22 protein-coding genes and 1 pseudogene are annotated in these 25159 nt (G+C 61.8%); 10 read left to right on the plus strand and 13 right to left on the minus strand.

Going from position 1 to position 25159, the window contains the following annotated elements:
- From UP10_RS32175 to UP10_RS46760, 3 genes and pseudogenes are all read left to right on the plus strand, one after another.
- Positions 1-570, plus strand: a 570-nt coding sequence (locus tag UP10_RS32175) for a molybdopterin oxidoreductase family protein (protein WP_044591223.1), incomplete at its 5' end; no start/stop codon positions are given.
- Positions 571-572: 2 nt separating this feature from the next.
- Entirely contained in the window at positions 573-1409 is an 837-nt protein-coding gene (gene fdhD, locus UP10_RS32180; RefSeq protein WP_044591224.1) for a formate dehydrogenase accessory sulfurtransferase FdhD, read from the plus strand.
- Between the two features lie 54 nt (positions 1410-1463).
- Positions 1464-1586, plus strand: a pseudogene (locus tag UP10_RS46760) (hypothetical protein); the annotation flags it as partial.
- A 236-nt stretch (positions 1587-1822) separates the two neighbouring features.
- Here the strand turns inward: UP10_RS46760 and UP10_RS46040 are convergent.
- On the minus strand, positions 1823-2032 hold the full coding sequence (locus UP10_RS46040) for an acyclic terpene utilization AtuA family protein (protein ID WP_245322012.1): 210 nt from the start codon (positions 2030-2032) through the stop codon (positions 1823-1825).
- 75 nt (positions 2033-2107) lie between these two features.
- Positions 2108-2362 carry a hypothetical protein gene (locus UP10_RS32185; RefSeq protein WP_156180424.1) on the minus strand — a complete coding sequence of 85 codons (255 nt, stop codon included), beginning with the start codon at positions 2360-2362 and terminating at the stop codon, positions 2108-2110.
- Between the two features lie 762 nt (positions 2363-3124).
- Between UP10_RS32185 and UP10_RS32190 the strand changes: the two genes are divergently transcribed.
- Positions 3125-3448 (plus strand): BA14K family protein, encoded by a 324-nt coding sequence (locus UP10_RS32190; RefSeq protein ID WP_044591366.1) that lies wholly within the window; start codon positions 3125-3127, stop codon positions 3446-3448.
- 19 nt (positions 3449-3467) lie between these two features.
- Positions 3468-3683 carry a hypothetical protein gene (locus UP10_RS44700; RefSeq protein WP_156180426.1) on the plus strand — a complete coding sequence of 72 codons (216 nt, stop codon included), beginning with the start codon at positions 3468-3470 and terminating at the stop codon, positions 3681-3683.
- A gap of 144 nt (positions 3684-3827) precedes the next feature.
- On the opposite strand, the gene UP10_RS32195 is transcribed toward UP10_RS44700, so the two are convergent.
- On the minus strand, positions 3828-4847 hold the full coding sequence (locus UP10_RS32195; RefSeq protein ID WP_245322030.1) for a hypothetical protein: 1020 nt from the start codon (positions 4845-4847) through the stop codon (positions 3828-3830).
- A gap of 264 nt (positions 4848-5111) precedes the next feature.
- Between UP10_RS32195 and bamA the strand changes: the two genes are divergently transcribed.
- Positions 5112-7475 carry an outer membrane protein assembly factor BamA gene (bamA, locus tag UP10_RS32200; protein ID WP_349643991.1) on the plus strand — a complete coding sequence of 788 codons (2364 nt, stop codon included), beginning with the start codon at positions 5112-5114 and terminating at the stop codon, positions 7473-7475.
- A gap of 105 nt (positions 7476-7580) precedes the next feature.
- Here bamA and UP10_RS32205 read toward each other — a convergent pair whose 3' ends face one another.
- The 6 genes from UP10_RS32205 to UP10_RS32230 all read right to left on the minus strand — a co-directional run bounded on the left by UP10_RS32205 (position 7581) and on the right by UP10_RS32230 (position 12908).
- Complete coding sequence (locus tag UP10_RS32205) at positions 7581-7946, minus strand: c-type cytochrome (RefSeq protein ID WP_044591227.1); 366 nt, start codon at positions 7944-7946, stop codon at positions 7581-7583.
- Between the two features lie 95 nt (positions 7947-8041).
- A complete protein-coding gene (fdhA, locus tag UP10_RS32210) occupies positions 8042-9232 on the minus strand; it encodes a formaldehyde dehydrogenase, glutathione-independent (protein ID WP_044591228.1) in 1191 nt (396 codons plus the stop codon).
- Between the two features lie 40 nt (positions 9233-9272).
- Positions 9273-10046: a substrate-binding domain-containing protein gene (locus UP10_RS32215; protein WP_245322013.1), complete on the minus strand. Its 774-nt coding sequence runs from the start codon at positions 10044-10046 to the stop codon at positions 9273-9275.
- 44 nt (positions 10047-10090) lie between these two features.
- A complete protein-coding gene (locus UP10_RS32220; RefSeq protein ID WP_050043883.1) occupies positions 10091-10615 on the minus strand; it encodes a c-type cytochrome in 525 nt (174 codons plus the stop codon).
- Positions 10590-12308, minus strand: coding sequence for a methanol/ethanol family PQQ-dependent dehydrogenase (locus UP10_RS32225; RefSeq protein WP_502692297.1), 1719 nt, complete (start codon positions 12306-12308; stop codon positions 10590-10592). The genes UP10_RS32220 and UP10_RS32225 overlap by 26 nt, the downstream gene beginning before the upstream one ends.
- 210 nt (positions 12309-12518) lie before the next feature.
- On the minus strand, positions 12519-12908 hold the full coding sequence (locus UP10_RS32230) for a GlcG/HbpS family heme-binding protein (RefSeq protein ID WP_502692298.1): 390 nt from the start codon (positions 12906-12908) through the stop codon (positions 12519-12521).
- A 723-nt stretch (positions 12909-13631) separates the two neighbouring features.
- Between UP10_RS32230 and hpnN the strand changes: the two genes are divergently transcribed.
- The 3 genes from hpnN (at position 13632) to UP10_RS32245 (ending at position 19368) form a co-directional block, all read left to right on the plus strand.
- Positions 13632-16259 carry a hopanoid transporter HpnN gene (gene hpnN, locus UP10_RS32235; protein ID WP_044591232.1) on the plus strand — a complete coding sequence of 876 codons (2628 nt, stop codon included), beginning with the start codon at positions 13632-13634 and terminating at the stop codon, positions 16257-16259.
- A gap of 389 nt (positions 16260-16648) precedes the next feature.
- Positions 16649-17800: an HlyD family secretion protein gene (locus UP10_RS32240; RefSeq protein ID WP_082077355.1), complete on the plus strand. Its 1152-nt coding sequence runs from the start codon at positions 16649-16651 to the stop codon at positions 17798-17800.
- A complete protein-coding gene (locus UP10_RS32245) occupies positions 17797-19368 on the plus strand; it encodes an MDR family MFS transporter (RefSeq protein WP_044591369.1) in 1572 nt (523 codons plus the stop codon). Before UP10_RS32240 ends, UP10_RS32245 begins: the two co-directional genes overlap by 4 nt.
- A gap of 33 nt (positions 19369-19401) precedes the next feature.
- On the opposite strand, the gene UP10_RS32250 is transcribed toward UP10_RS32245, so the two are convergent.
- The 4 genes from UP10_RS32250 to UP10_RS32265 form a co-directional block, all read right to left on the minus strand.
- Entirely contained in the window at positions 19402-20529 is a 1128-nt protein-coding gene (locus UP10_RS32250; RefSeq protein ID WP_044591234.1) for an Rv3169 family protein, read from the minus strand.
- A gap of 54 nt (positions 20530-20583) precedes the next feature.
- A complete protein-coding gene (locus tag UP10_RS32255) occupies positions 20584-21693 on the minus strand; it encodes an NAD(P)-dependent alcohol dehydrogenase (protein ID WP_044591235.1) in 1110 nt (369 codons plus the stop codon).
- On the minus strand, positions 21693-22787 hold the full coding sequence (locus UP10_RS32260) for a phosphotransferase (RefSeq protein WP_044591236.1): 1095 nt from the start codon (positions 22785-22787) through the stop codon (positions 21693-21695). The genes UP10_RS32255 and UP10_RS32260 overlap by 1 nt, the downstream gene beginning before the upstream one ends.
- 107 nt (positions 22788-22894) lie before the next feature.
- Positions 22895-24163 (minus strand): cytochrome P450, encoded by a 1269-nt coding sequence (locus UP10_RS32265; RefSeq protein ID WP_044591237.1) that lies wholly within the window; start codon positions 24161-24163, stop codon positions 22895-22897.
- A 103-nt stretch (positions 24164-24266) separates the two neighbouring features.
- Here UP10_RS32265 and UP10_RS32270 point away from each other — a divergent pair, with 103 nt between their 5' ends.
- The gene (locus UP10_RS32270; protein ID WP_044591238.1) at positions 24267-24905 is read left to right on the plus strand and encodes a TetR/AcrR family transcriptional regulator; all 639 of its coding nucleotides are present in this window, start codon (positions 24267-24269) and stop codon (positions 24903-24905) included.
- Positions 24906-25159 lie beyond the last annotated feature (254 nt).

Consider the following 25159-nt stretch of genomic DNA (forward strand, 5'->3'; position numbering starts at 1 on the left):
GAACTCGGTTCAGTGCAGTGGCCCTGCAACGAGAAGGCGCCGGAAGGCACGCCGATCATGCATATCGGCGGCTTCGTCCGCGGCAAGGGTAAGTTCATCATCACCGAATATATCGCGACCGACGAGCGCACCGGTCCGCGCTTCCCGTTGCTGCTCACCACCGGCCGGATCCTCAGCCAGTACAATGTCGGCGCGCAGACCCGCCGCACCGAGAACGTGGTCTGGCACGCCGAGGACCGGCTGGAGATCCATCCGCACGATGCCGAGCAGCGCGGCGTGCGCGATGGCGACTGGGTGCGGCTGAAGAGCCGCGCCGGCGAAACCACGCTGCGCGCCCTGCTCACCGACCGCGTTGCACCGGGTGTGGTCTACACCACCTTCCACCACCCGGACACGCAGGCCAACGTCATCACGACCGAGTTCTCCGACTGGGCAACCAATTGTCCGGAGTACAAGGTCACCGCGGTGCAGATCTCACCGTCGAACGGTCCATCCGACTGGCAGAAGGCCTATGACGAGCAGGCCCGCCACTCCCGGCGCATCGCGCCGGTGGTGGAGGCCGCGGAGTAGCGATGCGCGATCCCGTCCACAAGGCAAACCGGAAGGTCTGGCGCAACGGCGCGTTCAGCGAGGGTGCGCGCCTGATCCCGGAGGAGACCGCGCTGGCGCTGACCTACAATGGCGGCACCTATGCCGTCATGATGGGTACGCCCGAGGACCTCGCCGATTTTGCCACAGGCTTCAGCCTGAGTGAGGGCATCGTGCAATCGGCCGACGAGATCGAGACGCTCGACATCGTTGAGCTCGATGACGGCATCGAGCTCAGGATGTGGCTCACACCGGAGAAGGCCACGCTGATCGCCCAGCGCCGGCGCAATATCGCCGGCCCGACCGGCTGCGGTCTCTGCGGCATCGACTCCATCACCGAAGCTATCCGGCCGGCCGCGATCGTGCCCGCGGGCCGGTCGTTCTCGCCGCGCGAGATCATGACCGCGGTGGCGGCCGTCGCCCCGCTGCAGGAAATCAATCACCAGACCCGCGCGGTGCATGCCGCGGCATTCTGGACGCCTGGGCGCGGCATCGTGGCGCTGCGCGAGGATGTCGGACGTCACAATGCGCTCGACAAGCTCGCCGGCGCGCTGGCGCGCGACAAGGTCGTGACCAACGAGGGCATGGTGGTGCTGACCAGCCGCGTGTCGGTCGAAATGGTGCAGAAGACCGCGGCGATCGGCGCGCCGCTGATGGTCGCGGTGTCGGCCCCGACCGCGCTTGCGCTGCGGATGGCGGAGGCTGCCGGCATCACGCTCGCCGCGGTCGCCCGCTCGGACGGATTTGAATTGTTCACGCGTCCGGAACGCGTCACGGGCGCGGTGGCCGGCAAAGAGTCCGCTTATGTCGTCGTCGCCTGACAGACTGATTTAGATGGCGAACCAGATGTCAAGAACGTTGCCGGGGGTCGTGAAGCAGACGACGCTGCCGCGTATCACCGTAGGATCGCGGCAGCAATTCGGAGCGGCAAGGCCGCCGAAGCACGAGCCGCCTTGAAGCAGCATTTGGAACGGGTACAGGATGTTTTTACGAAATGAGGCTTCCTCTACAGACCATGTAGGCTGCGTCATCCTATCAATGTGTCCAAACCTAACCCGGTTCCACGAGCTTCACCCAGATACCAAAGGCTCCAACTCGTGAGAGATCGCTTCGGCGTACGAAATCTCCCCTTTGCCGACATAACTGTCCAGAGTCCAATCGAGGTATCGAGGAGCCCGGTTTTTGGGCTGGCCTTCTGCGGCCATCGACGCGGATACGGTCTGGAGCAAGTTCTTCAACGCGAACCTCGGAGAAATCGGACCACGTCCGTCTGATAATAGGAGGCCGGATCACGAATTTCATAAAGGAGCCGTTCCTTGACGGTTGCGGCGCTAACGCAGACGGAACAAGCAACTTTCGTAATGATCACTTCGCCGTCTTCTCTGATCTCCCCCGATTGAAAAGCCAAGTCTTGCGTCGGCCCAACTGATTTGGCGTTAGACACGCTTTCGCCCTATGCTCCAGGTGGGTCCGGGGGAGCGGAAGCCACGCGTTGGCGGCTTCCGGATCGGGCTCCCGTTCAGAAGGGGCAGTGGTACGATTGGTCGTTGAGATCGTACGGATAGTACGGGCAGACCAGACCGTTGCTGTAGTAGCCGTTGCCCGCGAATCGATGAAGTTCGCCGTCAAAGTGGTCGTGCCCGACGCCTGCCATGGGACCCGCGGTAGCGCCGCCGACGTGGCCCCCGCCAAAGCCGCCGCTACCGCCGCGGGCTTGGGCATCGGTAGCAAGCAGGCTGCCGGCGAGGGCCACGCTCGCCAAAATCATCATCACTCGTCCTCTCACATACTCTCCTTTGCACAGGCGAACTCTTCGCCAGGTGTCGTTTCACAGGCCGGCGCTTCGGAGTGAAAACGCCGGCGCTGTGATGAAGTGTAGATGGGGATGCTGGCGGTGTTGCTCCATTAAATTCGATTTCATCCCCAAAAGACGAATGGCCTCGGTCGAGGGGGCATGCGGAAGTGACGCGATTGTTGTTGGCTATGGGATACTGCTGCATTCTCTCGTCAGCGAGGGTGCGATCCGTGCGCAAGCACTGCCGCCGAAACGAAAGTGGGGTCGGCGATCTTGGATTCTCGCTCATTGGGCGCGATCCGAGCAAAGAGGATCTCGTGCAGGCGGCGATCTATGAGATGTCAGCCTTCGGCGATCACCTAGAGGAGTGTGCCCGTCGGAGATGCTGACGATCACTTCTTCGGTCCGCTCAGGGCACGGTGTAGCCGCTAGAGCGTCACGGACAGAACCTAAACCGAATTTTGCGCCGACCCTCGGCCATCGCGTCCACAATGCCTTGCCAACTATCAAGGCTATCCCGACGGCCGCCGCAAGTGCCGAGCGCCGATCGAGCATGATTGGCGAGCCAGGGGCAGCATTCATCCGCAGCGTTCGCGCAAGCGTGATGTTCGGCCAATGATCTTCCTCGGATGCAATGACTATATCGCCGTTGTCTAGAAAATATCCCCAGGAAGCGTTCTCAACGGAGTAACAGTGATCACTGGCGTGGTTCTCCGCACACAACCAATAAGGAGAATGACTATGACTACATTCAAGATCCTAATCGCGGCAGCACTCGTGTCGATGACCGCCGTTACTTCCGCGAACGCACAGCTGCCGAACTGGGCGATTTCGCACCCGGACTTGTTTCAGGCGGAATACCCGAATCGGGACGTGCTGAACGGAGGCGAACTGACGCCTGCAGGCAAAATGGGTCTCGAGTTGCCTGGCGGCGCGGCTCCCGTCTATGGAGCTAACAGCTCCTATGCGGCAACAGGTTCGTCCTGCGCCCAGCACTATCATTCGTACGACCCTGCGTCCGGGACCTTCCTCGGCTACGATGGTCGTCGCCATGCCTGCGAGTGATGCAACTGGAGTAAATCTGATGCGTTCTTTCCTCTTGGCCTTGGGCCTTGCGGTCGCGTTGGGTGCTTCTGCTGAGGCTGCAACGGTACATCACCCTGAAGCGCGCCATCTCATCCTGCATTACGGCCATGGCGTGCCTTCGCGCTTCGTCGTTCTGAGGCCCCATTACGACGACACCCCAAGCTACAACGATCCGTCCAAGTTCGGCGGTCAGTCGCTTGGGATGGATCCATAAAGTCCGCGCCCGCGCTCGGCCATCCAGCCATCTCACAATGGCTGGGTGGTCAAGCCGCAAATTGGCTCTGTGTCCGCCGCCCTCGATACCTACAAGGGTCCTCATCGACGGCCTGTCGGTGGCAGGTTGGTCACGTCGCGTTGGTCACTGTTGCTTTTCCCAGAGCTGCAACAGGCCCTGGGAGGCCGAGCCGCCGATCACGCAGGGGATGCCGACCGCGACTTGTCCGAGCGCCGCCGCTGAAACGCAGCCCAATGCAACCGCGCCGACGCCAACCTGGCCCCAGAGGTCCAGGTTGCGACGGCTGTCTGAACCCTTGGTCTTGAGTTCGTCCACGGCAGCAAGCGCGTCCTTGCGAAGGGCAGCGATCTGCACGGTGTCGGCGGCGTCGACCACTTCGCGGAGCGGCTCCTTGATCGGCGCCTCTTGTTTGGAGAGTTCGCTGCGCAAATACTCACGCAAGCTCGCGTCGCGGATCGCATAGCTCGCCAGCGTATAGCGGGCCATGCTGCCGACTGTCAGCTTGTCTACGGTGTCGCGGCTCTTGCTCCATGGCAGCATCTGCATGATGCGTTGGATGGGGACGTGCGAGCCCGTCGCGAAATAATATCCCCACAAAGTGTCCAACAGATCCAAATTGTCGGCAAACGTTAGTGTGGTGTTCAGTTTCATTTCTGGCCGCGAGAAGGGATTTCGCGTGAATGCGCTGCGCAGCTTGTCAAGCACGCCGGGCTTTGCCTCTTCCAGCGGGATGACGGTCAGGATCGGCAGTTTGCCGGCGAGGTAGCTGTCGATCATGACCTTGCGCTCCGGCATTCGCGGCTCAAGCCGGCGCAGTATGTTGCGCCAGTCCGGAAGTGCCGAGTAGGCCACAGCGCGGACGATCACCCATTCGTCTTCCGGCGGCACCGGGAAAAAGCTGGCGATCAGCTGCTCGGCAGTTGATGGATTCGAGCCGATCGCGCCGGCAATAAAACCTAGATAGATGCCAGCGTTCTCCGGCTCCTTGAATGTCTGCGAATGAAACAGCACGCGCACCGCCGCCGCAACGTGAGCATAGTCGGGCTTGGCGCGATAGTTGTAGATCCATTGCTGGACCACGGCGAGCGAAGCACGCGGATCGATGTCCGGCGTCTTCTCCGCGTGCGTCGGCTCGATCAGCATGAGCAAGCCGGCAATCAAAGCTAGGTAACGCATGTGATGCTCCTGGCGAGCGTGGCGCATGCGACGGTCACCGCACGAATGCCACGGCCCCTTTCCCCAAGCATGCGGCGGTCATTGCGACAATTCTGAGAACGCGCAGATTACAATGAAGCGTTGAGATTGTGGCGATCGACACCAACGCCGCCGGCAACTCACCTCATGTAAGACATTGTTTAGCCCCGCCGGCGCAATTCGATCACCGCCTGTCCGTGGGAGTAGCGGGACGTGAAAATCAAGCGCATCACGCAGCATTGGCGATCGCACCGGCCACTCGTAGGCGCTTGGTGGCTTGCCGTCGCGGTCGGGACGATTGTCATAACATCGGTCGCGGTCTCGGCCGAGACCGCGGCTTCCCTGCAGGATTCAATCATCGTCGAAGGCAATCGCCGTATCGAAGCAGATACTATCCGCTCCTATTTTTCCCCCGCACGCGAGGGATCGTTCGACGATGCGACACGTGACGCGGCGCTGAAGGCGCTTCTAGCAACCGGTCTGTTTGAAAAGGTTTCGATTGACCGCGCCGGTGGGCGGCTGGTCGTGCATGTGAACGAGGCGCCGGTCCTCGATCGGGTTGCCTTCGAGGGCAACAGAAAGGTGAAGGACGCGGATCTCGCCGCCGCTATCGAATCCAGGCCGCGGGGCTCTTTGCAACGCGCGGCAGTGCAGACCGACGCCGGTCGGATCATCGAGGCCTACCGACATGTCGGCCGTGACGATGTCCGCGTGGTCCCAGAGATCATCGATCGTGGCAACGACTGCGTCGATCTCGTCTATCGGATCACCGAAGGCGTCAAGACCCCGGTGCGGCAGATCAATTTTACGGGCAACCACGCGTTCGGCAACCGGCAGCTCAAGGCCGTGATCAAGACCTCAGCCACCAACATGCTGAGCTTCCTGACCGGCGGCGACGTGTACGACGCTGATCGCGTTGCGCAGGACCAGGAGCTGTTGCGGCTCTACTATCGCAGCAAGGGTTATGCCGATGCCAGTGTGGCACCAGCCAGGGCCGAGTACGATCCCGCCGTGAAGGGATTTACGGTCACCTTTACCATCGATGAGGGGCAGCTCTATCAGTTCGGGGACATTGACGTTGTCAGCAACATTCCGGGACTTGACCCGGAACGATTGCGAAGGTTGCCGCTGGCGCGCAATGACGCGGTGTTCGACGGTAACGCGCTGGACAAGAGTAGCGAGGTTCTCGCAGTCGAAATGGCAAAGCTCGGCTATCCCTTTGCCCAGGCGATGCCGCGCATCACCCGGGATGCGGCAGCGAAGCGTATCCGCGTCGCCTTCGTCATCGACCAGGGTCCGCGAACCTATGTCGAGCGCATCGAGATCCATGGCAACGCGCGCACCCGCGACTACGTGATTCGGCGCGAGTTCGACATTGCAGAAGGCGATCCGTACAACAACACGCTGATTGATCGCGCCGAGCGGCGGCTGAAGAACCTGAACTACTTCAAAACGATCAAGATTTCGAACCGGCCGGGCTCGGCACCGGATCGCATCGTGCTCGACGTCGAAGCCGTCGACGGGGCGACTGGCGATTTCAATATCGCCGGCGGTTACTCGAGCGCGGATGGTGCCCTTGTCCAGGTGAAGGCGGGCGATCACAATTTCGATGGCACCGGAACAAATGTCCAGGCCTCGATGACCTACGGGCAGTATGCAAATGGCGTCGATCTGACTGTGTCGGAACCCTATTTTCTTGGCACCAGGGTTTCCGCCGGCATCGAACTGTTCGACCGGCAGAGCGATGTGACCAGCTACCAATCCTACAACAGCACCACCTATGGCGGATCGCTGCAGTTCGGTACGCCGATCACGGAACAGCTCGGCGTGCAGTGGCGATACTCGATCTACAATCAGAATATCACGCTTGGCACCACCACGACAGGCCTGCCGCCATCGCTGGCGATCCAGCAGGCTGCGGCCGCTGGCCCGGCCTGGGTTTCGGCGGTCGGCAGCACGGCGACTTACAGCACGCTCGACGACGCCAAGAGTCCAACCAGCGGAATCAAGTCGCAGCTCAGCCAGGATCTTGCCGGGCTCGGTGGCGACGTCAAATTCCGGCGGACAACCGAGGACGTACGCTATTACCAGTCCATCAACAGCGACCTCGTCGGCATGGTTCGGGCGCAGGGTGGCTACATCACCGGCTGGGGTGGGCAGCAGGCGCCGCTGATGAACAGCTTCTTTGGTGGTCCGACCATGGTGCGCGGATTTGCAGCCAATGGCTTCGGCCCGCGCGATCTCACGCCCGGCACGGACCTGGATAATGTTGGCGGCAGCATGTACTGGGCGACGACTGCGGAGCTGCAAAGCGCGATCCCCGGCGTTCCCAACGAATATGGGCTTAAGGCATCGGCCTTCGTCGATGCCGGCAGCGTCTTCGGTTACAGTGGTCCGAATTCGATTGGCGGCACCGCGCTGCAGGTCGCCAACAAGAATATCATCCGTTCCTCGGTCGGTGTCGGCCTGACTTGGGCCTCGCCGTTCGGTGCGCTTACCGTGGACTACGCAGTGCCGATCACAAAGGCCGCCTATGACGTGGTCCAGCCCTTCAATTTCAGCGCTGGAGGATTTTGACAGGCGCGGCCCTCATGAACGGAACCAAAACCCCGAGACGTGACAGCTGTCCTCGCATCGTCCGATACTTCGGCGGCGCCGGATACGCCGCTGCCGCGCCGCCGCTCAGTGCAACGTTTCGAGATACGCGACCAGGTCGGCGCGCTCGGCGTCGTCCTTCAGGCCTCCGTAGACCATCGATGTATCCGGCACCATCGCGCGAGGATTGGTGAGGTATTTATCGAGGGAAGCGGCGTCCCAGGTGATGCCGAGCTTCTTGTGGTCGGGGGTGTAGTTGAAGCCTGGAACGCTGCCGGCCGGACGGCCGACCACGCCGAACAGTGTCGGGCCGACGCGGTTCTCCCCCGCCACCACGGCGTGGCAGATGCCACACTGCATCTTGAATACCTTCTCGCCGGCGGCGGGATCGGCGGCGAGGGCGGCCGTGGCGGATCCGGCGAACAGCAGGCCGGCAATCACGGTGCGCCTCATGCAAGAGCTCACCGGGGTTACCTCAACCACCAATTCCATGATCCTTCGAGCCTTTTCCATTGTCATCATGACAGTCGAACTCCTGATCGAGACAGTCAGGCTGTCTTCGGCAACAAGCCGTGTGGGTCGAGCACGAATTTGGCGGCGATGCCCTGGTCGAATTGGGCGTAGCCCTTCGGCGCGTCCTCCAGGCTGATCGCTTTGGCATTGACGATCTTTGCGATCGGCAGGCGGTCGCTCAGCAGCGCCGTCATGAGCTGGCGATTGTAGCGCAGCACCGGTGTCTGGCCGGTATGGAAGGAGTTCGACTTCGACCAGCCAAGGCCCAGGCGAAGACTGAGGTTGCCGGTCCTGGCGGCCTTGTCGTGCGCGCCGGGATCTTCCGTGACGTACAACCCGGGTATGCCGATGGCGCCAGCCGGCCGGATGATCTCCATCGCCTGGTTCAGCACGATCGCCGGCTGATCGCCACCGCCATGGCCCTTGGCTTCGAAACCCACTGCATCGACGACCGAATCCACCGTGGGCTCGCCGACGATCGCGGCCACCTGCTCGCCAAGCCGATCGTGTTTGGTGAGATCTATCGGGACGAAGCCGACCTTTTTGGCGTGGCTTAGCCGAGCCTCGTTCATGTCGCCGATCATGATCACAGCCGCACCCAGGAGCTGGGCGGAGGCGGCCGCCGCGAGGCCTACGGGACCGGCGCCTGCGACGTAGACCGTGGAGCCCGGCTTGACGCCCGCAGTCAACGCGCCGTGGAAGCCGGTGGGCAGGATGTCCGTCAGCATGGTCAGGTCCATGATCTTGGCCATCGCCTGATTCTTGTCCGGGAACTTGAGCAGGTTGAAATCGGCATAGGGGACCATGACATAGCGGGCCTGTCCGCCGATCCAGTCGCCCATGTCCACATAGCCATAGGCGCCCCCGGCGCGACCGGGATTGACGGTCAGGCACACGCCGGTGTTGGTCTCCCGGCAGCAGCGGCACCGTCCGCAGGCGACGTTGAACGGCACCGAGACGAGATCGCCCAATGCGAGCATCTCGACGTCCGAGCCCTTCTCTATCACCTCGCCCGTGATCTCGTGCCCGAGCACCATGCCTGCCGGGGCAGTCGTGCGGCCGCGGACCATGTGCTGATCGGATCCGCAGATATTGGTCGAAACCACCTTCAGGATCACGCCATGCTCGATCTTGCCGCCTCGCGGGTTCTCGAACTTGGGATCGGCGATGTCCTGGACCTGGACTTCTCCCGGCTTGGTGTAGACGACGCCACGATTTTTGCTCATGATAGACCTCTCTTGCATTGATCAGAAGAATTAAGCCGTCTCAGCGCTGTGCAAAGGCATCCGGCAGAACCGGCACGTGGTACTCGGCGAGAATCGCCGAGATGGCAGTGTGGTTTCTTTCGAGTGAGTCATTGAGGCGCTGCAGCAGCGCATTGTCGCCACGGCGAACCGCCATCGAAATGTAGAACGCCATCGGCAACTCCGTGCCGTCGCGCCAGGGCTGGACCGGCTCGATCGTCAGCGGCGCGGAAGCCTGTGCGGCAAAGTAACCGGCCGTTGGGCCCCAAACGACGGCCACGTCGACATCACCGTTTTCCACCGCGTCGATGATGGCCGACGCCGGGTGCGGCTGACGGTAATCGCCATAGAGCATGTAACCGCGTACGTTCTGCACGACGCCGCGACGAGCAAGGGCATGCGCCGGAGGCGTGTTCATCGCATCGGAGCCCACCATCTGCACACCGATGGCGAGCTTGCGAAGCTGGGGATCGTCGAACGAGGCGATATGCAGCCCGCGATCGGCGCGCGTGACAAAGACATAGCTCGAGCGGTAGTACGACCGGGTGCTCGTCATCATCTCGGCGCCGCTCACGACGCCAGACCAGATGTCACAGATGTCCGCCTTCAGCGTGTTACGAACATAGCCGCGCCGTTGCGCCCACCAGGTGTAGTCCACGGTCGAGCCGAGATCCTTGGCAATCAGCTCCACGATCTTGTTCTCGAAACCGCGGCCCGCCTGGTCCGAGAACGGAAGATTGTTGGGATCGGCGCAGACGCGAAGCGCAGCTCCGTTCGCAGCGGCGGCGCCGATCATTATGGACGCCGCGGATACGACAACGCTGAAACACCGGCGCCACTTCATGGTTTGACGCTCGTGCCGGGCACGGCGGTTTGCGATGCCGAAGCGGAAGCGGGCGCCGACAGCGACTTCACGTATGCCGCCAGGTCCCACATCATCGTAGGTTCCAAGGTGTCCTGCCAGGACGGCATGCCGTTCGGACGGCCTTGCGCGATGGACGCATAGATCTGGTCGATCCGTCCGCCGTAGCGCCAATGGCCGGACATCAGCGCCGGACCCATGCCGCCGCCGCCGTTGAAATGGCAACCCGTGCAGTTCATTTGGCCGAATAGCTGCTTCCCGGCCGCGATGGCGAGCTTGTTTCCCTCGAAACGCCTTCCGATCCGATCCTGCGGGGGCGGAGCGCCGCCGTTGGGGAAAAGGCCAGAGACGAAAACCTCGCTGGGTCCGTGTTGCGCGTCCGGGGCAGTGGCTTGTTGCGCCGAAGCGTTATCGGCAACGACGGCAAGCACCGCGACGAGAGCGAAAGGCAGCAGCCGCCTCGCGGCCGCGAGTCGCTCAGGATTTTGGCAGGGCGAAGACATAGAGCGTCCCTCCGGGTGCGGTTTTCGTCTTGAGATCCGCCATGAGTCCGTTCATGCCAAGCGCGCCGGTGGGATCCTGCGGATCAAGGTCACCGGACACGATGGCGCCCGCCCACCCGCCGACCCCCGACAGGATGGCGACATATTCGCGCCCGTCCGGACCACGATAGGCAACAGGCTGGCCGATGATTCCGGAGCCGGTCCTGAACTGCCATTTCAGTTCGCCCGTCTTGGCGTCGACGGCTTTGAACCAGCCATCCATGGTCCCGTAGAAAACCAGTCCGCCGGCGGTGGCCATCGCGCCGCTCCACAACGGCAGGTCCTCCTTGATGGTCCAGACCGCCTTGCCCTCTACCGGATCCCAGGCGGTGAACTCGCCGCGATTGCCGCCGGGGCCGGGCTTGGTGACGACCTCGGCGCCGACGAACGGCGTGCCCGCGATGTAGCTGACGGGCGCGCTCTTCCAATCCATGCACAGGTTCTCATGAGGGATGTACATCAGGCCGGTCGACGGCGAAAACGCCGACGGATTCCAGTCCTTGAGCCCGGACGCCGTCGGACAGATATCGTGTACGACCGTGCCGACCTTGGTGAGCTTGTCCGGGTTCATGACGGGCCGCCCGGTCTTGAGATCGATGCTGAGAACGGAATTGACGTGGCCGTATGGCTTGGCTGAGACGATCTCGCCGCTCTCGCGATCCACCACGTAGAGATGACCGTTGCGGTCAGGATGCAGCAGTACCTTGCGCGGGTTGCCATCCACCGTCATGTCGACCAGGATTTGCTCGTTGATCCCGTCGTAGTCGTGCTCGTCATGCGGGTTATACTGCAACGCCCATTTGGCGGCGCCCGTATCCGGATTGCGTGCGAACAGCGTCGTCGTCCATTTGTTGTCGCCTGGACGCTGCTCCTGATTCCAAGGGCCAGGATTGCCGGTGCCGTAATAGATCAGGTTCAGGTCGGGATCGTAGGCGATCCATCCCCACATCGTTCCTCCCCCGGTCTTCCAGGCGTCGGTCGGCCAGGTCTTGACGCCGAGATCCGTGCCGTTATCCGATGGATAGAACGAGCGGAATCCGGGGCCGATCAGCACATCCTTGTCCGGCCCTGTGGCATAGGCCCGCCATAGGATCTTGCCGGTGTTGACATCGAGCGCCGCCAACCAGCCCCGCACGCCGAGCTCGCCGCCGGAGTCGCCGACCAGCACTTTTCCCTTCACCACCAGCGGCGCCATGGTGATGGTTTCGCCGGTGTTGATGTCGCCCAGTTTGGTCTTCCAGAGTACCTTGCCGGTCTCTGCGTCAAGTGCGATGGTGTTGTCGTCGAGTGTGTTGAAGAACAGTTTGCCATCCGAATAGGCTGCGCCACGATTGACGACGTCGCAGCACGCCACGCCCTGCGACGCCGCGGCCGGATGCGGCTGATACGACCATTTGATCGGCGCGCCGGGCTTGGTGAGATCGAGCGCAAAGACGTTGTTCGGATATGGCGTCACAATGAACATTGTGTTGTTGGCGACGATCGGCGCCGCTTCCTGCCCGTGGTCGACGCCGGTCGAGAACGCAAAGGCGACCTGGAGATTGCTCACATTCGCGCCGTTGATTTCGTCGAGTGCGGAATATCGTGTGGCAGCATAGTCCTTTGCCGGCATGGTCCATTGACCGTCCTCGGAAGGCGCCGCGGAGGCTGGCACAGTTGGCACCTGTGCTGCGGCCAGTGCCGGATAAAGCAAGAGCGACGTGCTTAGGAGCAGCCGAACCCATCTGGATCGCCAGATCGAATTCGTCCGATTCGCCACCTGATATCGACGAACAGATTGCGATACTGGGAGCGTCATCATTGGAAAACTCCGCCTACGTCGGTCTGCTATTGCTTTACGGAGAGGCTTCTCGAGCCCATGACGTTACGACGCCGCGGCGACGACCGCCTCGGCCACCGCATGGTCCTGCTCACCGCTGCCGCCGCTGACGCCGACGGCGCCCACGATCTGGCCATTGAGCTTGATCGGGATGCCACCGCCGAAGATCATCACCCGGCCGTGGTTCGACACGTTGATGCCGAAGAACTGGTCTTTCGGCTGGCTGTTGCGGCCAAGCTCCAGCGTCGAGATATCGAAGGCCTTCGCGGTGAAGGCCTTGTTGATGGCGATGTCGATGCTGCCAAGCCACGCCCCATCCATGCGCACGAATGCCGTGAGGTTGGCACCGGCATCGACGACCGCGATATTCATCGGCTGGCCGATTTGCTTCGCTTTCACGATCCCCGCTTCAATGATTTTCTGCGCCTTTTCCATTGTCATCATGACAGTTCAACTCCTGATCGAGGACAGTTAGGCCGCCTCACAAACCGTGCGGTCGAGCACGAATCTGGCAGCAATACGCTTCGAGATTTAGGTGTAGCCCTTCAGCTCATCCCGCGGGCTGATCGCTTTAACATGGACGATGTTTGGGATCGGGCCGTCGTTGGTTGGCGTAAGGTGTGGCTTGCCGGCGGGGCCCATACTCGATCGCCACCACAAGGATATGTGCCCACTTTTTTTGGCCGGGATCGTGCGCATTTTGCCACCTGCGGTCGCCTCGCTCGGATTAGAGGCGAAATGAACACGATACGCATTGGCCCCAAGTTATACGTAGGTAGATGTCCAAATACAGAAAGGGTTAGGAGAGCCATACGGAGGTTTGTTGTGTTTGCCTTTCACGCCCATCCTTGTGGACCTGAGGATGAACATCGCGCGGCGAATTCCATGCTGGTCCTGAGCACAATAAGCTCCTGGGTTTCGTTCGGCGCGCTTGGTCTAATTAAACTCCTATTTAATGGTCTGGACCACATGCGGAGCTATGTTCTGCTACGGGCTGAACCCGAGCTGACAAGTTAAAGCGGCGTGTAAGCGATTCCCCAGTCAAAGCGAATAGGTCAGTCCGCGAAATTTCTGCTGAAGGCCGTCCAGCACGATAGATGCCGACCTTGAAGCTGCAAGCACCGGCTTCGTAAGCGAGCCAAGAGGCGACGATCGATCATGCTGAACTCAGCAATTGTCCAGATTGTAGATTTTTGTGTGCAACGTCGCTGGCAAGTTGTCATTTTCGGGATCCTGCTTGCCACGGCCTCCGCCACATACGACGTCATGCGCTTTTCGATCACCACGGATACCGACAGTCTGATCTCGCAGGATCTACCCTGGCATCAGCGCCAGTCTGCTCTATCCAAGGCATTTCAAGAGAAGGGAATCCTGGTCGTCGTCACGGCAGCGACACCGGAAAACGCCGAGCAGGCCACCAACGCACTCGAGCGAGAGCTCTTAAAGCATTCGGATCTGTTCCACTCGGTCGTTCAGGCTGACAGCGGAGAGTTCTTCCAGCATAATGGATTGCTTTTTAAACCTTTGTCCGATGTCAAGAAATCGGTCGATGGATTGTCGAAGGCCCAGTTTCTCATCGGCGCACTCGCGAATGATCCAAGTCTGCGCGGCGTGATGAAGGCGCTTTCTTTCGTCACCGGCGGCGTGCAAGGCGGAGAGGTCAAGCTCGACCAGCTTGTCTGGCCGCTTTCAATGGCTGACAGAACGTTGAACGATGTGCTGAGCGGAAAACCAGCGACATTTTCATGGCAGGAGCTGATCCAGGGCTCGCCGCCGTCCGCGACGCAGCTACGTCACTTCATCGAGGTGCAACCCGTTCTGGATTTTCAGTCACTGCAACCGGGACGCAAGGCGACGGATGCCATCCGACACGCGGCTGCTGATCTGAAATTAAGCGAGAAGTTCTCCGCGAACGTTGAGCTTACCGGTCCGGTGCCCTTGAACGATGACCAGTTCTCGGTCATCAGGCAAAGCGCGCTGCGAGACACACTGACCGCGCTGATCGGCGCGCTCATCATATTGTGGCTGGCGCTTCGCTCCTGGAAGGTCGTCGCGGCGGTGTTCTTTAGCCTGACGGTAGGGCTTGCGGCGACGGCCGCGCTCGGAATTGCAATGGTCGGCGCCTTCAATCTGATTTCGATCGCATTCTTCGTTCTGTTCGTCGGACTAGGCGTCGATTTTGGTATTCAGTTCAGCGTTCGCTATCGTTCCGAGCGCCAAGGGCAGCCGACTTTGCGCGAAGCGCTGCGGAGCGCAGCCGCCAAGGTGGGCGATCCGCTCGCGCTGGCCGCGGCAGCAACCACGCTGGCCTTCTTTTCGTTCCTGCCCACCAGCTACAAAGGCCTGTTCGAATTGGGTCTGATCGCCGGTTGCGGTATGCTGATTGCGTTTATCTGCAGCATCACCTTTGTCCCGGCTATGCTGGCTATCGTGAAGCCTCCGGGGGAATTGGCATCCGTGGGCTTCGGTAGCCTTGCGCCGCTGGATGACTTCTTGCAGCGGCATCGCATTGCGGTGATCGCCGGCACGATCGGTGTGGTGTTGGCGGGGACGCCGCTGCTATTCCGCCTGCCGTTCGATTTCAATCCGATAAACCTGGAAAGTCCGAATGCTCCATCCGTGGTGACCTATCGCAAATTGCAGGCAGATCCAGAGACCAGTGGCAACGATGCCGACGTGCTGGCGACATCGCTTGACGAAGCCAATCGAGTGGCCAAACGCCTGGCGGCGCTACCCGAGGTAGCCCACACACGGACGCTCAGCAATTTCATTCCGGACGATCAGGATGAAAAAATCGCCGCTATCAAACTTGCAGCGCGCAGTCTGAGCCCGGCCCTCAATCCTGCCCAGCAGCAATCAGCCCCATCGGACCAGGACACGATCGACGCGATCCGCAAGACTGCGGGCGATCTCTCGAAGGTCGCAGGCAACGCCACCGGGCCCCGCGCCGACGCCGCTCGCCATGTTTCCGGTCTGCTGAAGCGCTTGGCGGAATCGAACCCCACCACGCGAAGCGACGCTGAAGAAGCGACTGTTCCGTCGCTCGTCTATGACCTTGACCGGCTTCGGAACAGCCTCGATCCCCATCGGGTGACCATCCAGACGCTTCCGCCAGACCTGGTGCGCGATTGGGTCTCGTCCGACGGCCTGGTTCGCGTTCAAGCTCTGCCAAAGGGCAACGCCAATGATAACCGGGTCCTGCAGAAATTCGCGACCGCGGTCCTGGCTGCAGAACCTTTGGCGACGGGTCCCGCGATCAGCCTTTATGAATCCGGCCGAACCGTCATCGGTGCCTTTATCGAAGCAGGGGTTCTCGCACTTGCCGCTATCACTGTGCTCCTCCTCTTCGCGTTGCGGCGCATCACGGACGTGCTATTGACACTGATACCATTACTGCTCGCCGGTGTTGTCGCGCTCGAAATCTGTGCGCTGACCGGTACCGCGATCAACTTTGCGAACATTATCGCGCTACCACTTCTGCTGGGCGTCGGCGTCGCGTTCAAGATCTACTACGTCATGGCCTGGCGCGACGGGAAAACCGGATTGTTGCAATCCGCCCTAACCCGGGCAGTGATCTTCAGCGCCATGACCAACGCGGTGGCATTTGGAAGCATGTGGGCGTCGAGCTATCCCGGCATGTCGAGCATGGGGAAGATGATGGCCCTCGCGTTGCTTTGCACGATGGCCGCTGCTGTATTGTTTCAGCCAGTCTTGATGGGCCCGCCGCGTCAAATCAAGGCGGATTCGCCTTCGGCGCCCGCGCTCTTGCCTACCGCAGCGGAATAATACGTCGCGGGTAGGTGTGCGAACAGAAAATGGATCAGTAGCCGTGCACCGGCCGTTCCTCGATCACCTGGACGTGGTTGCTCATCGTCGACGCCGGTTGGCGCTTCGAAGCGACAGCCGGCGGGTGAATACCGGCCACTTTCAACGCCTCGCTTACGATTATCCTCCGTTACTGGACAGTGCTTCCAGTTTTTCGGGAATTATCACAGGGCGTACGACGACACATTTGGGTGGTGTGGACAAGCGCACTCTATCCTTTCGAGCTCCTTTCGAACCGGCCACCAGATCCGGTGCAGAAATAGGCTCAGTCTTGCCGGCGTGCGGCAAATGCAACTCGGCATCGACGCGCCCTCTGCTTCTCCAGGGCGTCACACTCCAAGAGGTTTCCCATGGACCAGGCCGTTTCGACCGTAGCGGAAATGCCAGACCATTCTTTCAAACGAACTTCCAGCGCGAAGGAGACGCCGGGCGGAAGTCGTCGAATGCGCCTTGGTCCTGTCCTGGAAGCGGCAGGTGCGATCGCCCTGCTGGTGGTCGCTGGCTTTTATGGCGATCACTACTGGACCATTGGCCGCTTTCTGGTCTCGACCGATGACGCGTATGTACAGGCGCATTCGGTCCTGATTAGCCCCAAGGTATCGGGCTATATTTCCGAAGTACCCGTCGACGACAACCAATCGGTCAAGGCTGGCGCGGTGCTCGCGCGGATCGACCCGCGCGATTACGAGACCGCGCTCGACGAGGCGCGCGCCAACGTCGCGGTGGCGCAGGCGAGCATCAATACTTTCAACCAGCAGATAGCCCAGCAGAAACTCGTTATCGAGCAGGACCGCCAGCAGGTCGTCTCGGATCAGGCCGCGCTCGTCTTTTCGCAACAGGATTTCCAGCGGTACACGCATCTAGCCACAACCGGCTACGGTACCGTGCAGAGAGCGCAGCAAGCGCAGGCCGATATTAGCGAAAAGCAGGCTGCACTGCGGCAAGACACCACGGTTGTAGCGGCCGCCGAGAAGCAGATCGGTGTTCTTGGGGGGCAGCTCGCCCAGGCCGACGCGACACTCGCCCAGCAGCAGGCGATGGAGCACCAGGCCGAGCTCAACCTCAGCTACACGACGATCACGGCCCCGGTCGATGGCACGGTCGGCGTTCGCACTTTGCGTGTCGGGGAATACGTCCAGGCCGGTACGCAATTGATGGCGATTGCGCCGCTGCAGGCCGTCTATGTCGTCGCGAATTACAAGGAGACCCAGCTGACCGATGTGCAGCCCGGCCAGGCGGTCACGATCGATATCGACACCTTCCCCGGCGCTGTAGTGCACGGCCACGTCGACAGTCTCGCGCCGGCGAGTGGCCAGGAGTTTGCGCTGCTACCGCCCGACAATGCGACTGGAAATTTCACCAAGATCGTCCAGCGCATCCCGGTCAAGATCAAAATCGACAAAGATGAGCCGCTGTTGGGCAGGCTGCGGCCGGGCATGTCGGTTGAGCCGACAATTGACACAAGGCCGATTTGGTCGGCGTCATCCGGGAGGGCATCATGACCGCCTCGGGCGAACGCAGCGACGAGCCCGCAGTCTCCCCGAAGACCTGGATTGCCGTCAGCGGCGGGTTGCTCGGTGCGTTCCTCGCCGTGCTCAACATTCAGATCACGAATGCTTCGCTGCCCTATATTGAAGGCGGCATTGGCACCGGCGGCGTTAATGGCACCTGGATATCGACCGCGTATCTGATCGGCGAGATCATCGTTATTCCGATGACCGATTTCCTCAGCCGGGTCTTTTCCCTGAGACGCTACTTGATCGCCAACACGGCGCTGTTTTTGCTGTTCTCGGCGCTGTGCGGCCAGGCAAGCAGCCTCAGCGAGATGATCGTGTTCCGGATCCTGCAGGGGTTCGCCGGCGGGGTCATGATCCCGCTCGCCTTCACCATCGTGTTGACGATGCTGCCGCGCTCGAAGCATGCGTTGGGGTTCGCGGGGTTCGCGGTCACGGCAACCTTTGCGCCGGCGATCGGCCCGACCATCGGAGGCTATTTTACGGACAATTATGGCTGGCCCTATGTCTTCTATGTCAATCTCGTCCCCGGTGCGGTGATGCTCGGCGCGCTCTGTTACGCGTTGCCAAGCTCAGCGATGCAGCTTGGCCTGTTTCGCCAGGGCGATTGGCGAGGCGTCGCGCTGATGGCGGTCGGGCTCGCCGCCTTTCAGACAGTACTCGACGATGGCAATGTCTATGACTGGTTCGGTTCGCCCTTCATCGTCAAATTGAGCCTTGTTGCCGCGATCGCTATCGGCACCTTTGTGGTGCTCGAGTTCTTCACACCTCAGCCGCTGATCAATTTCCGGCTGCTCGGCCGCCGCAATTTCGGCCTCGGCACCTTGGGCAATTTTCTGCTCGGCTTCGCCCTTTACGGCTCCGCCTATCTGCTTCCCCAATATCTCGCCGTCTCGCAAGGATTCGATTCGGAGCAAGCCGGTGAGGTCATGGCCTGGACCGGGCTCCCGCAACTGTTGGTGATCCCGCTGGTGCCGCTATTGATGAAGCGCATCGACGCGCGCCTTCTCGTCGGCACTGGCCTCCTGATCTTCGCCGTCAGCTGCTTCATGAATCTTTATCTCGACCAGAACTATGCCGCGCCGCAGCTGTTCTGGCCCAATATTATCAGGGCGCTCGGCCAGTCGATCGTCATGACCCCAATCTCCGCCATTGCGATGGTCGGGATCGGGCCGACGGAGGCAGGCGCCGCCTCGGGCCTCTTCAACATGATGCGCAACCTCGGCGGCGCGATCGGCACCGCTGCGGTAGAGACCTTCTTTACCAAGCGCGAGCAGTTTCACTCCGCGATTATCAACGAACATGTGTCGCTGCTCGAGCCTGCGACCCGCGACCGGCTCGCCGATCTACAGCAGTATTTCATGTCGCATGGGTTCCCCGATCCCGCGGGAGCAACGCACCGCGCCATCATCGCCGTCGGCCAGATCATCCGCGCACAAGCCACGATCATGGGTTACGCCGACGCCTTCGGATTGCTCGGCGCCATTCTCATCATCGCCATTCTTCCGGTCTCATTGCTCAGAAAGGGCATGGGCTCCGGCGGCGGCGCACACTAGCTGGTCTCAGGCTAGTGGAATATCCCCGATCGGCTAATCCTTTGCTCCGTCGGAGAGGCCTGCGAACCCGGACGGTTCATAGGGACCGAGACAGATCTGCTCCAGCACGCCGACGCCGGTGCGCTCTCCATCGCTGGCGCGGACGACCTGCTGGACGTGAAGATGCTCCGGCGCGAGCGGGTCAAGCTGTTGCGGATCGAATGACTCCCCGCCGATTTCCAACTCGCCCTTCCACATGCCCTGTCCCCATTGGGGATGGCCGTAGCCGAGGCCCTTCATCTGGAACTTGAGGATTGGCTCGAGTGCAATCGTGCGCGTCTTGCCGTCGTGATCCACCAGGTCGATCTCGGCGGACCGCGCCAGCCGCGTGCCGGGAACATACTTCACCCGATGACGCGCGGTCGCCATGCGCTGATCCTTTCCGTCCTCTACGCCGGGCACAGCGGCTTCCGTCGCATAAAGCGGAGCAACGATGCCTTCCCGGATCAAGGCCTCGCCACGCGGACCGTCGAAGAAGATAGCGTGGGAAATGTGGTCGTCCCACACCAGCGGCGCCCAGAGGAAGAACACGCTCGGGGGTGCAGGCGGCGCGCCGCCGACCTCGCGCTCGCCGACGTTGCGCACGCCCCAGGAGCGGTCCTTGGTCCCGTGGCATACCGCTTCGTCGACCTGGATCTCCCCGTCCGGATGGCGCACCACGCCACTCCAGCGGCCGAACTGATCAAAGCGGGTGGCGTCCATCACGCGCCGTGCGCCCGACCATAAGGTCTGGCGCGCTTCCTGGATCGCCGCGGTGCGGGCCGAGAAGATCAGGTCGCAGGAGACGCCGCTGGCGTTGTCCTCCAGCACCACCCGGGCTCGGCGCATCGGCTCGATTACCTGTAGATGGAAGGGACCAACCTGCATGTCGGTGCGCTCGAGCGGGGCGCGGCGCGAGCCGTAGAAGCAGTGCTGGCGCCCACCCGGCTGCACGATGCTGAAGGCGCAGTCCATGATCCGGCGATGCGGATAGATCGCCATCCCGATACCGAAGTAATAGGAACCGTCACAGGCATAGCCATTGAACCATGTCCGGTCGTAGACATTGCGGTCGCTGGTCACAGGAACGGCAATCGGCTCCGGCGTTTGGTGGATTGGGAAGTCATCGAGTTTGTTGAGCATGGGGGCTTCCGTTATTGATCCGAGGGCAGAACCGACGATCGTGATTGAGTATGCTCAGGCCGATGGCAGGGTCAGCACCACCTTGACGCAGTCGCCGTTGTGCTGCGCGACGATGGCGTGGTTGATCTGGTCAAATGGAAAGACCTGGATCAGCATCTCCAAGGGCAGCCGGCCGGCGCGCCAGTGATCGATCAGGACCGGCAGGAAGACGTCTGGGTCACTGTCGCCCTCGATGATCCCACGCACGGTTTGGCCCAAGGTGAGCACGGTCCCGAGGTCGCCCGGCATAGGCGTGCCCGCCGGCGGAATCCCGACGATGCCCAATACGCCCTTGGGCGCCAGCGCGCCCATCACCGCCGTGATGACCTCGGGCCGGCCGGTGGTGTCGAAGGCATAGTCCACCCCATTGGGCAGGATGGCCCGCACAGCCGCGGCGAGGTTTGGAGTTTCCGCGGGAGCGATCACGTGTGTGGCGCCCAGCTGTTGCGCGCGGGCACGCCGCGCTGCATGCGGCTCCACCACGATGATAGTCCGGCAACCTTGGATCGCCGCGCCCATCACCGCCGACAGTCCAACGGCGCCACCGCCGGTGATCAGGATAGAGGAGCCTCTGGGACATGCCAGCGCCAGCATCACCCCGCCGGCGCCGGTCTGGACGCCGCAGCCGAGCGGCGCGGCGATCTCGAAGGGGATGTCGTCCGGAAGCTTCAGGACATTGCGTTCGTAGGCCAGCGCATAGGTGGCGAAGGACGACTGGCCGAAGAAGTTGGACGAGATCGCGACGTCGCCCTGGCCGATCGCCTTTGAGCCGTCCGGCCTCATGCCGACATAGTTGAGCATCGGCATGGTGTAGCAATAGGCTGGGTCGCCGCTCCGGCAGCGGTCGCACGATCCGCATGAACGGAAGGTGAGGGCCACTCGGTCGCCTGGCGCAACCTTGGTCACCGCCGAACCGACCTTCTCCACGATGCCCGCGCCTTCGTGGCCCAGCACAGCCGGCATGCAGAAGGGCATGACGCCGTCCCGCGCCACCAGATCGGTGTGGCAGACGCCGACCGCGGCGATGTGCACCAAAATCTCGTCAGCCCGCGGCTCGTCGAGCTCAACGGCCTCCAGGGTGAAGTTCGCGCCCGGCTCGCGAACCACAGCGGCTGTGATCTGCATCAGTTTCTCCGTTCGGATTGCCAGAGGTCGAAGCTTAGGTGATCGAGCGCCTGTTCGCAGGCGCCTCGGGTCATCTTGAGGAACAGTGCATCGCCCCGTTCGGTCCGCCGGACGCTGAGGGCGGAGAACACACCCATCAGGATGCCGTGCAAGGTCTGCCGCCGATAGTCATGCCAGCAATGGTCCCAGTCATAGTTTCGCACGCCGCGCCGGGTCAGCTCGGCGTGATAGAAACGCACCAGATCGGCTTCGTGCCGCCGCCGCTCGGACGGATCGAGGCCAGCGGACAGGAAATAGGCCACGTCCATGGCACCCGGTCCGACGCTCAGGGTCTGCCAATCGAGCGTCGCCATCGGCCGCGCGCCCCCCTTGATGTCGAAGAGCACATTGTCGAGACGGAAGTCGGCGTGCTGCACCGTGCGCGGTGATGATCGGTCTTCTCGGCTGTGCGCCAGCACTTCAGGAAGCTTTTCCACAAGTGTCAGGAACTCCGGTTCGAGCGCGTCCCGGTAGCGGTCTTTGAAGAGACGGATGATAGGAGGTAGCGTCTCATTCAGCGTGGCGGAGGCACGAGCCGGGCGGGCCACCAGCCAGTCCAGAGATTGCAGCGCTGGGTCGCCCCAGCGAGGGGCGTGCAACGCCGCAGCCTCCATCATCACGATCCCAGCGTCTTCCACCGAACAGCCGGCGAGCTGATCCACCTGCCGGAATGGCGCCAGGTCTTCCAAGATCAGGATGAAATCGTCGGTTTCAAGATCGATCTCGGCGACGAAGGCGCGGGGCGTATTGATCGCGAGGGTGTGGGCCAGCTCGCGATAGAACGACACTTCGCGCAGATAGAGCAGGTGCGCAGAACCTGCGCGGCGGCTGTCCGGATCGGCCGCCGGAAATTTGCCGATCACGCTGGCCGGCGCATCGGGCTCGGCTCCTTCATAGCTCAGGTCGTAACGATAGCTGTCGCCAACAAGCCCGTTGCCTACCGGCTTGCAGGTCATATCTGCAACTCTTGACTCGCGTATTGCGCCGGCTCGCCGCAACGCGCCAGTCATCCAATCCGGGTCGATCTGAAGCGGGCCCAGGGTCAGAGAATTCATCGTCGCATCCTCTTAGTTCCGAGCAGCCGACTTCTTTTTGGCGGTCTTCGTCATTAGCCGGGAGAAGGTCCGGCGATTTCAGCTCGGCATCGAAACGCCCGTCGCGCCTACGAGAATTTGAACCTGATCGGCAGGCGCTTCAGCCCGTTGACGAACAGGGCCTCCGACATCCTCGGCTCGGCAGCGAGTTCGACCGATTGCAGCCGCGGCAGAAGCTCCTCGTAGAGGATGCGCATTTCCATCTTGGCGAGGTGTTGCCCGAGGCAGAGATGCGCGCCATAGCCGAACGCAAGCTGCTTGTTCGGCTTTCGGTCCGCGCGGAAGCGATCCGGCTCATCAAACACCGCTTCGTCGCGATTGCCGGACGCATAGCAAAGCATCAGCCAATCACCCTTGGCGATCGCCCGACCGCCCACCTGCGCATCCGCCGTGGCCGAGCGCATGAAGGTCTTGACCGCTGTCGTCCAACGAATGGCCTCGTCGATGAAGCCCGGTACGCGCGAGATATCTTCCTTCACATAGGCGAACTGGTCCGGGTTTTCGCACAAGGCGCGCATCGCCCCGGCGGTAGTCGATGACGTCGTATCGTGGCCTGCGGTGGCGACGATGACGTAATAGCTCATCGCCTCGAATTCCGAGATCGGGCGTCCATCGACCTGGCTGGTTGCAATGACCGTCGCCAGATCGTCGCGGGGATTCGCGCGGCGATCCGCACTGATCTGCGCGAAGTACTGATAGAAGTCGGCCAGCACCGCCTGGATCGAACTGCGATCGCCAGGGACAGTCGTAGCGCCGGGGGCACGGCCGAGCTCCGGATCCGCAGCGCCGAACAATTCCTGCGTCAGCATCAGCATGCGCGGTTCGTCGGCCTCCGGGACGCCAAGAATCTCCATGACCACGTGCAGCGGATAGTGGAGGGCGACCTCGCGGACGAAATCGCATTCGCCGCCTTTCGCGGCCATGCGCTCGACCGAGGCGCGGGCGATGTTGCGGATACGCTGTTCGAGGCCTGCGATGTTGCGCGGCATGAACCAGGCCTGGGTCAGGGCGCGATACTTCGGATGGTCCGGTGCATCCATCTGCACCAGACTGCGCACAAGGTGCGGGCTGCCGCCGGTCTGCTTGCGGACGTGATCGTCGGTCGCCTTGTTGACGATGGTCGTCGCCCGATCGCCGCTATGAAAGAGGTCGTTCTGACGGCTGATCTCGAGGATATCGGCGTGTCGGGTGACGACCCAGAACGGATCGTAGCCTGCCGGTTGCGCGACACCCAGCGGATCGTTGGCGCGAAGCCAGGCGTAGCTTTCGTAGATTCTTCCGTCAGCGTAGGCCTTGGGATCGACGATGGTGTCCGCCACCTCCTGAGGAATGGTCATCTCACGTCTCTCCCTTGCGGTATTCTTGGCCGTCGGCTGCGGCCCTGCGACGGTAGGCTAACATTAAGATAGTAGTTATCCAACTACTAAGTTATAAGGGGGTATGTTTCAGATGATCGACCGATCAGCCGCGCGCGTTCGTCGTACCCAGGCCGAACGTCGCGAAGATTCCGAACGAGGCCTGGTCAGGGCCGCAATCTCCGTTACCGCCGAACACGGCGTCAGCGCGGCTACGTTCGAAGCGATCGGCCAACGAGGTGGCTTTAGCCGCAGCCTGGTCACGCGCCGATTTGGCTCAAAGCAAGGGCTGATCGACGCCGTGGTCAGCTACCTCCATGAGCGCCGGGCGGAATTGGCTGCAGAGCACGGCTTCGATCGGATGTCCGGGCTGGAGGCGCTGCTCGCCGATACGGATCTCTATCTGCGCAGCCTGTCCGAGAAGGGCGAGCTGAAGGCCTACTTCATGATGCTGTCGGCCGCAGTAGCCGATGCGAGCTCGTTGCGGACGGCGTTTGCTACGGCACATGAGCAAGTAAGGACGCGGCTTCGGCACTATGTCCAAAGGGGGCAGGCCGAGGGCTGTATTCGACCCGATCTGGACGCCGATGCCGCCGCGCTGATGGTGGGCAGCCTGCAACTGGGCCTCTCCATGCAACTGCTCGTCGATCCGACAATGAACCTTGATCCGATCCGCAAAACCAGTCTCGCCACGTTGCGTATCAGTTTCGAGGCCAGACGATAAAGCCACGCCAGGAGCAGCCGGACCCATGCATCGCAGCAAAAACGGCCACCTTCGGCTGGCGGATCGTCGCGCCGATTACGACAGATTTGGTATCTCCGCCGTTGACGTAGCGGAGTTTGAGGACGGGCAACGCATCGGCACGGAAAGGGGCCGCTATGAATGGTGGTACTTCGATGCTCATCTCGACGATGGTGCGACCGTCGTCGTGGTCTTCTTTACCAAGCCCAATGTCAGCCCGAACAGTCCTCTCGCGC

This window comes from Bradyrhizobium sp. LTSPM299, assembly GCF_000938235.1.
Lineage (GTDB): Bacteria > Pseudomonadota > Alphaproteobacteria > Rhizobiales > Xanthobacteraceae > Bradyrhizobium.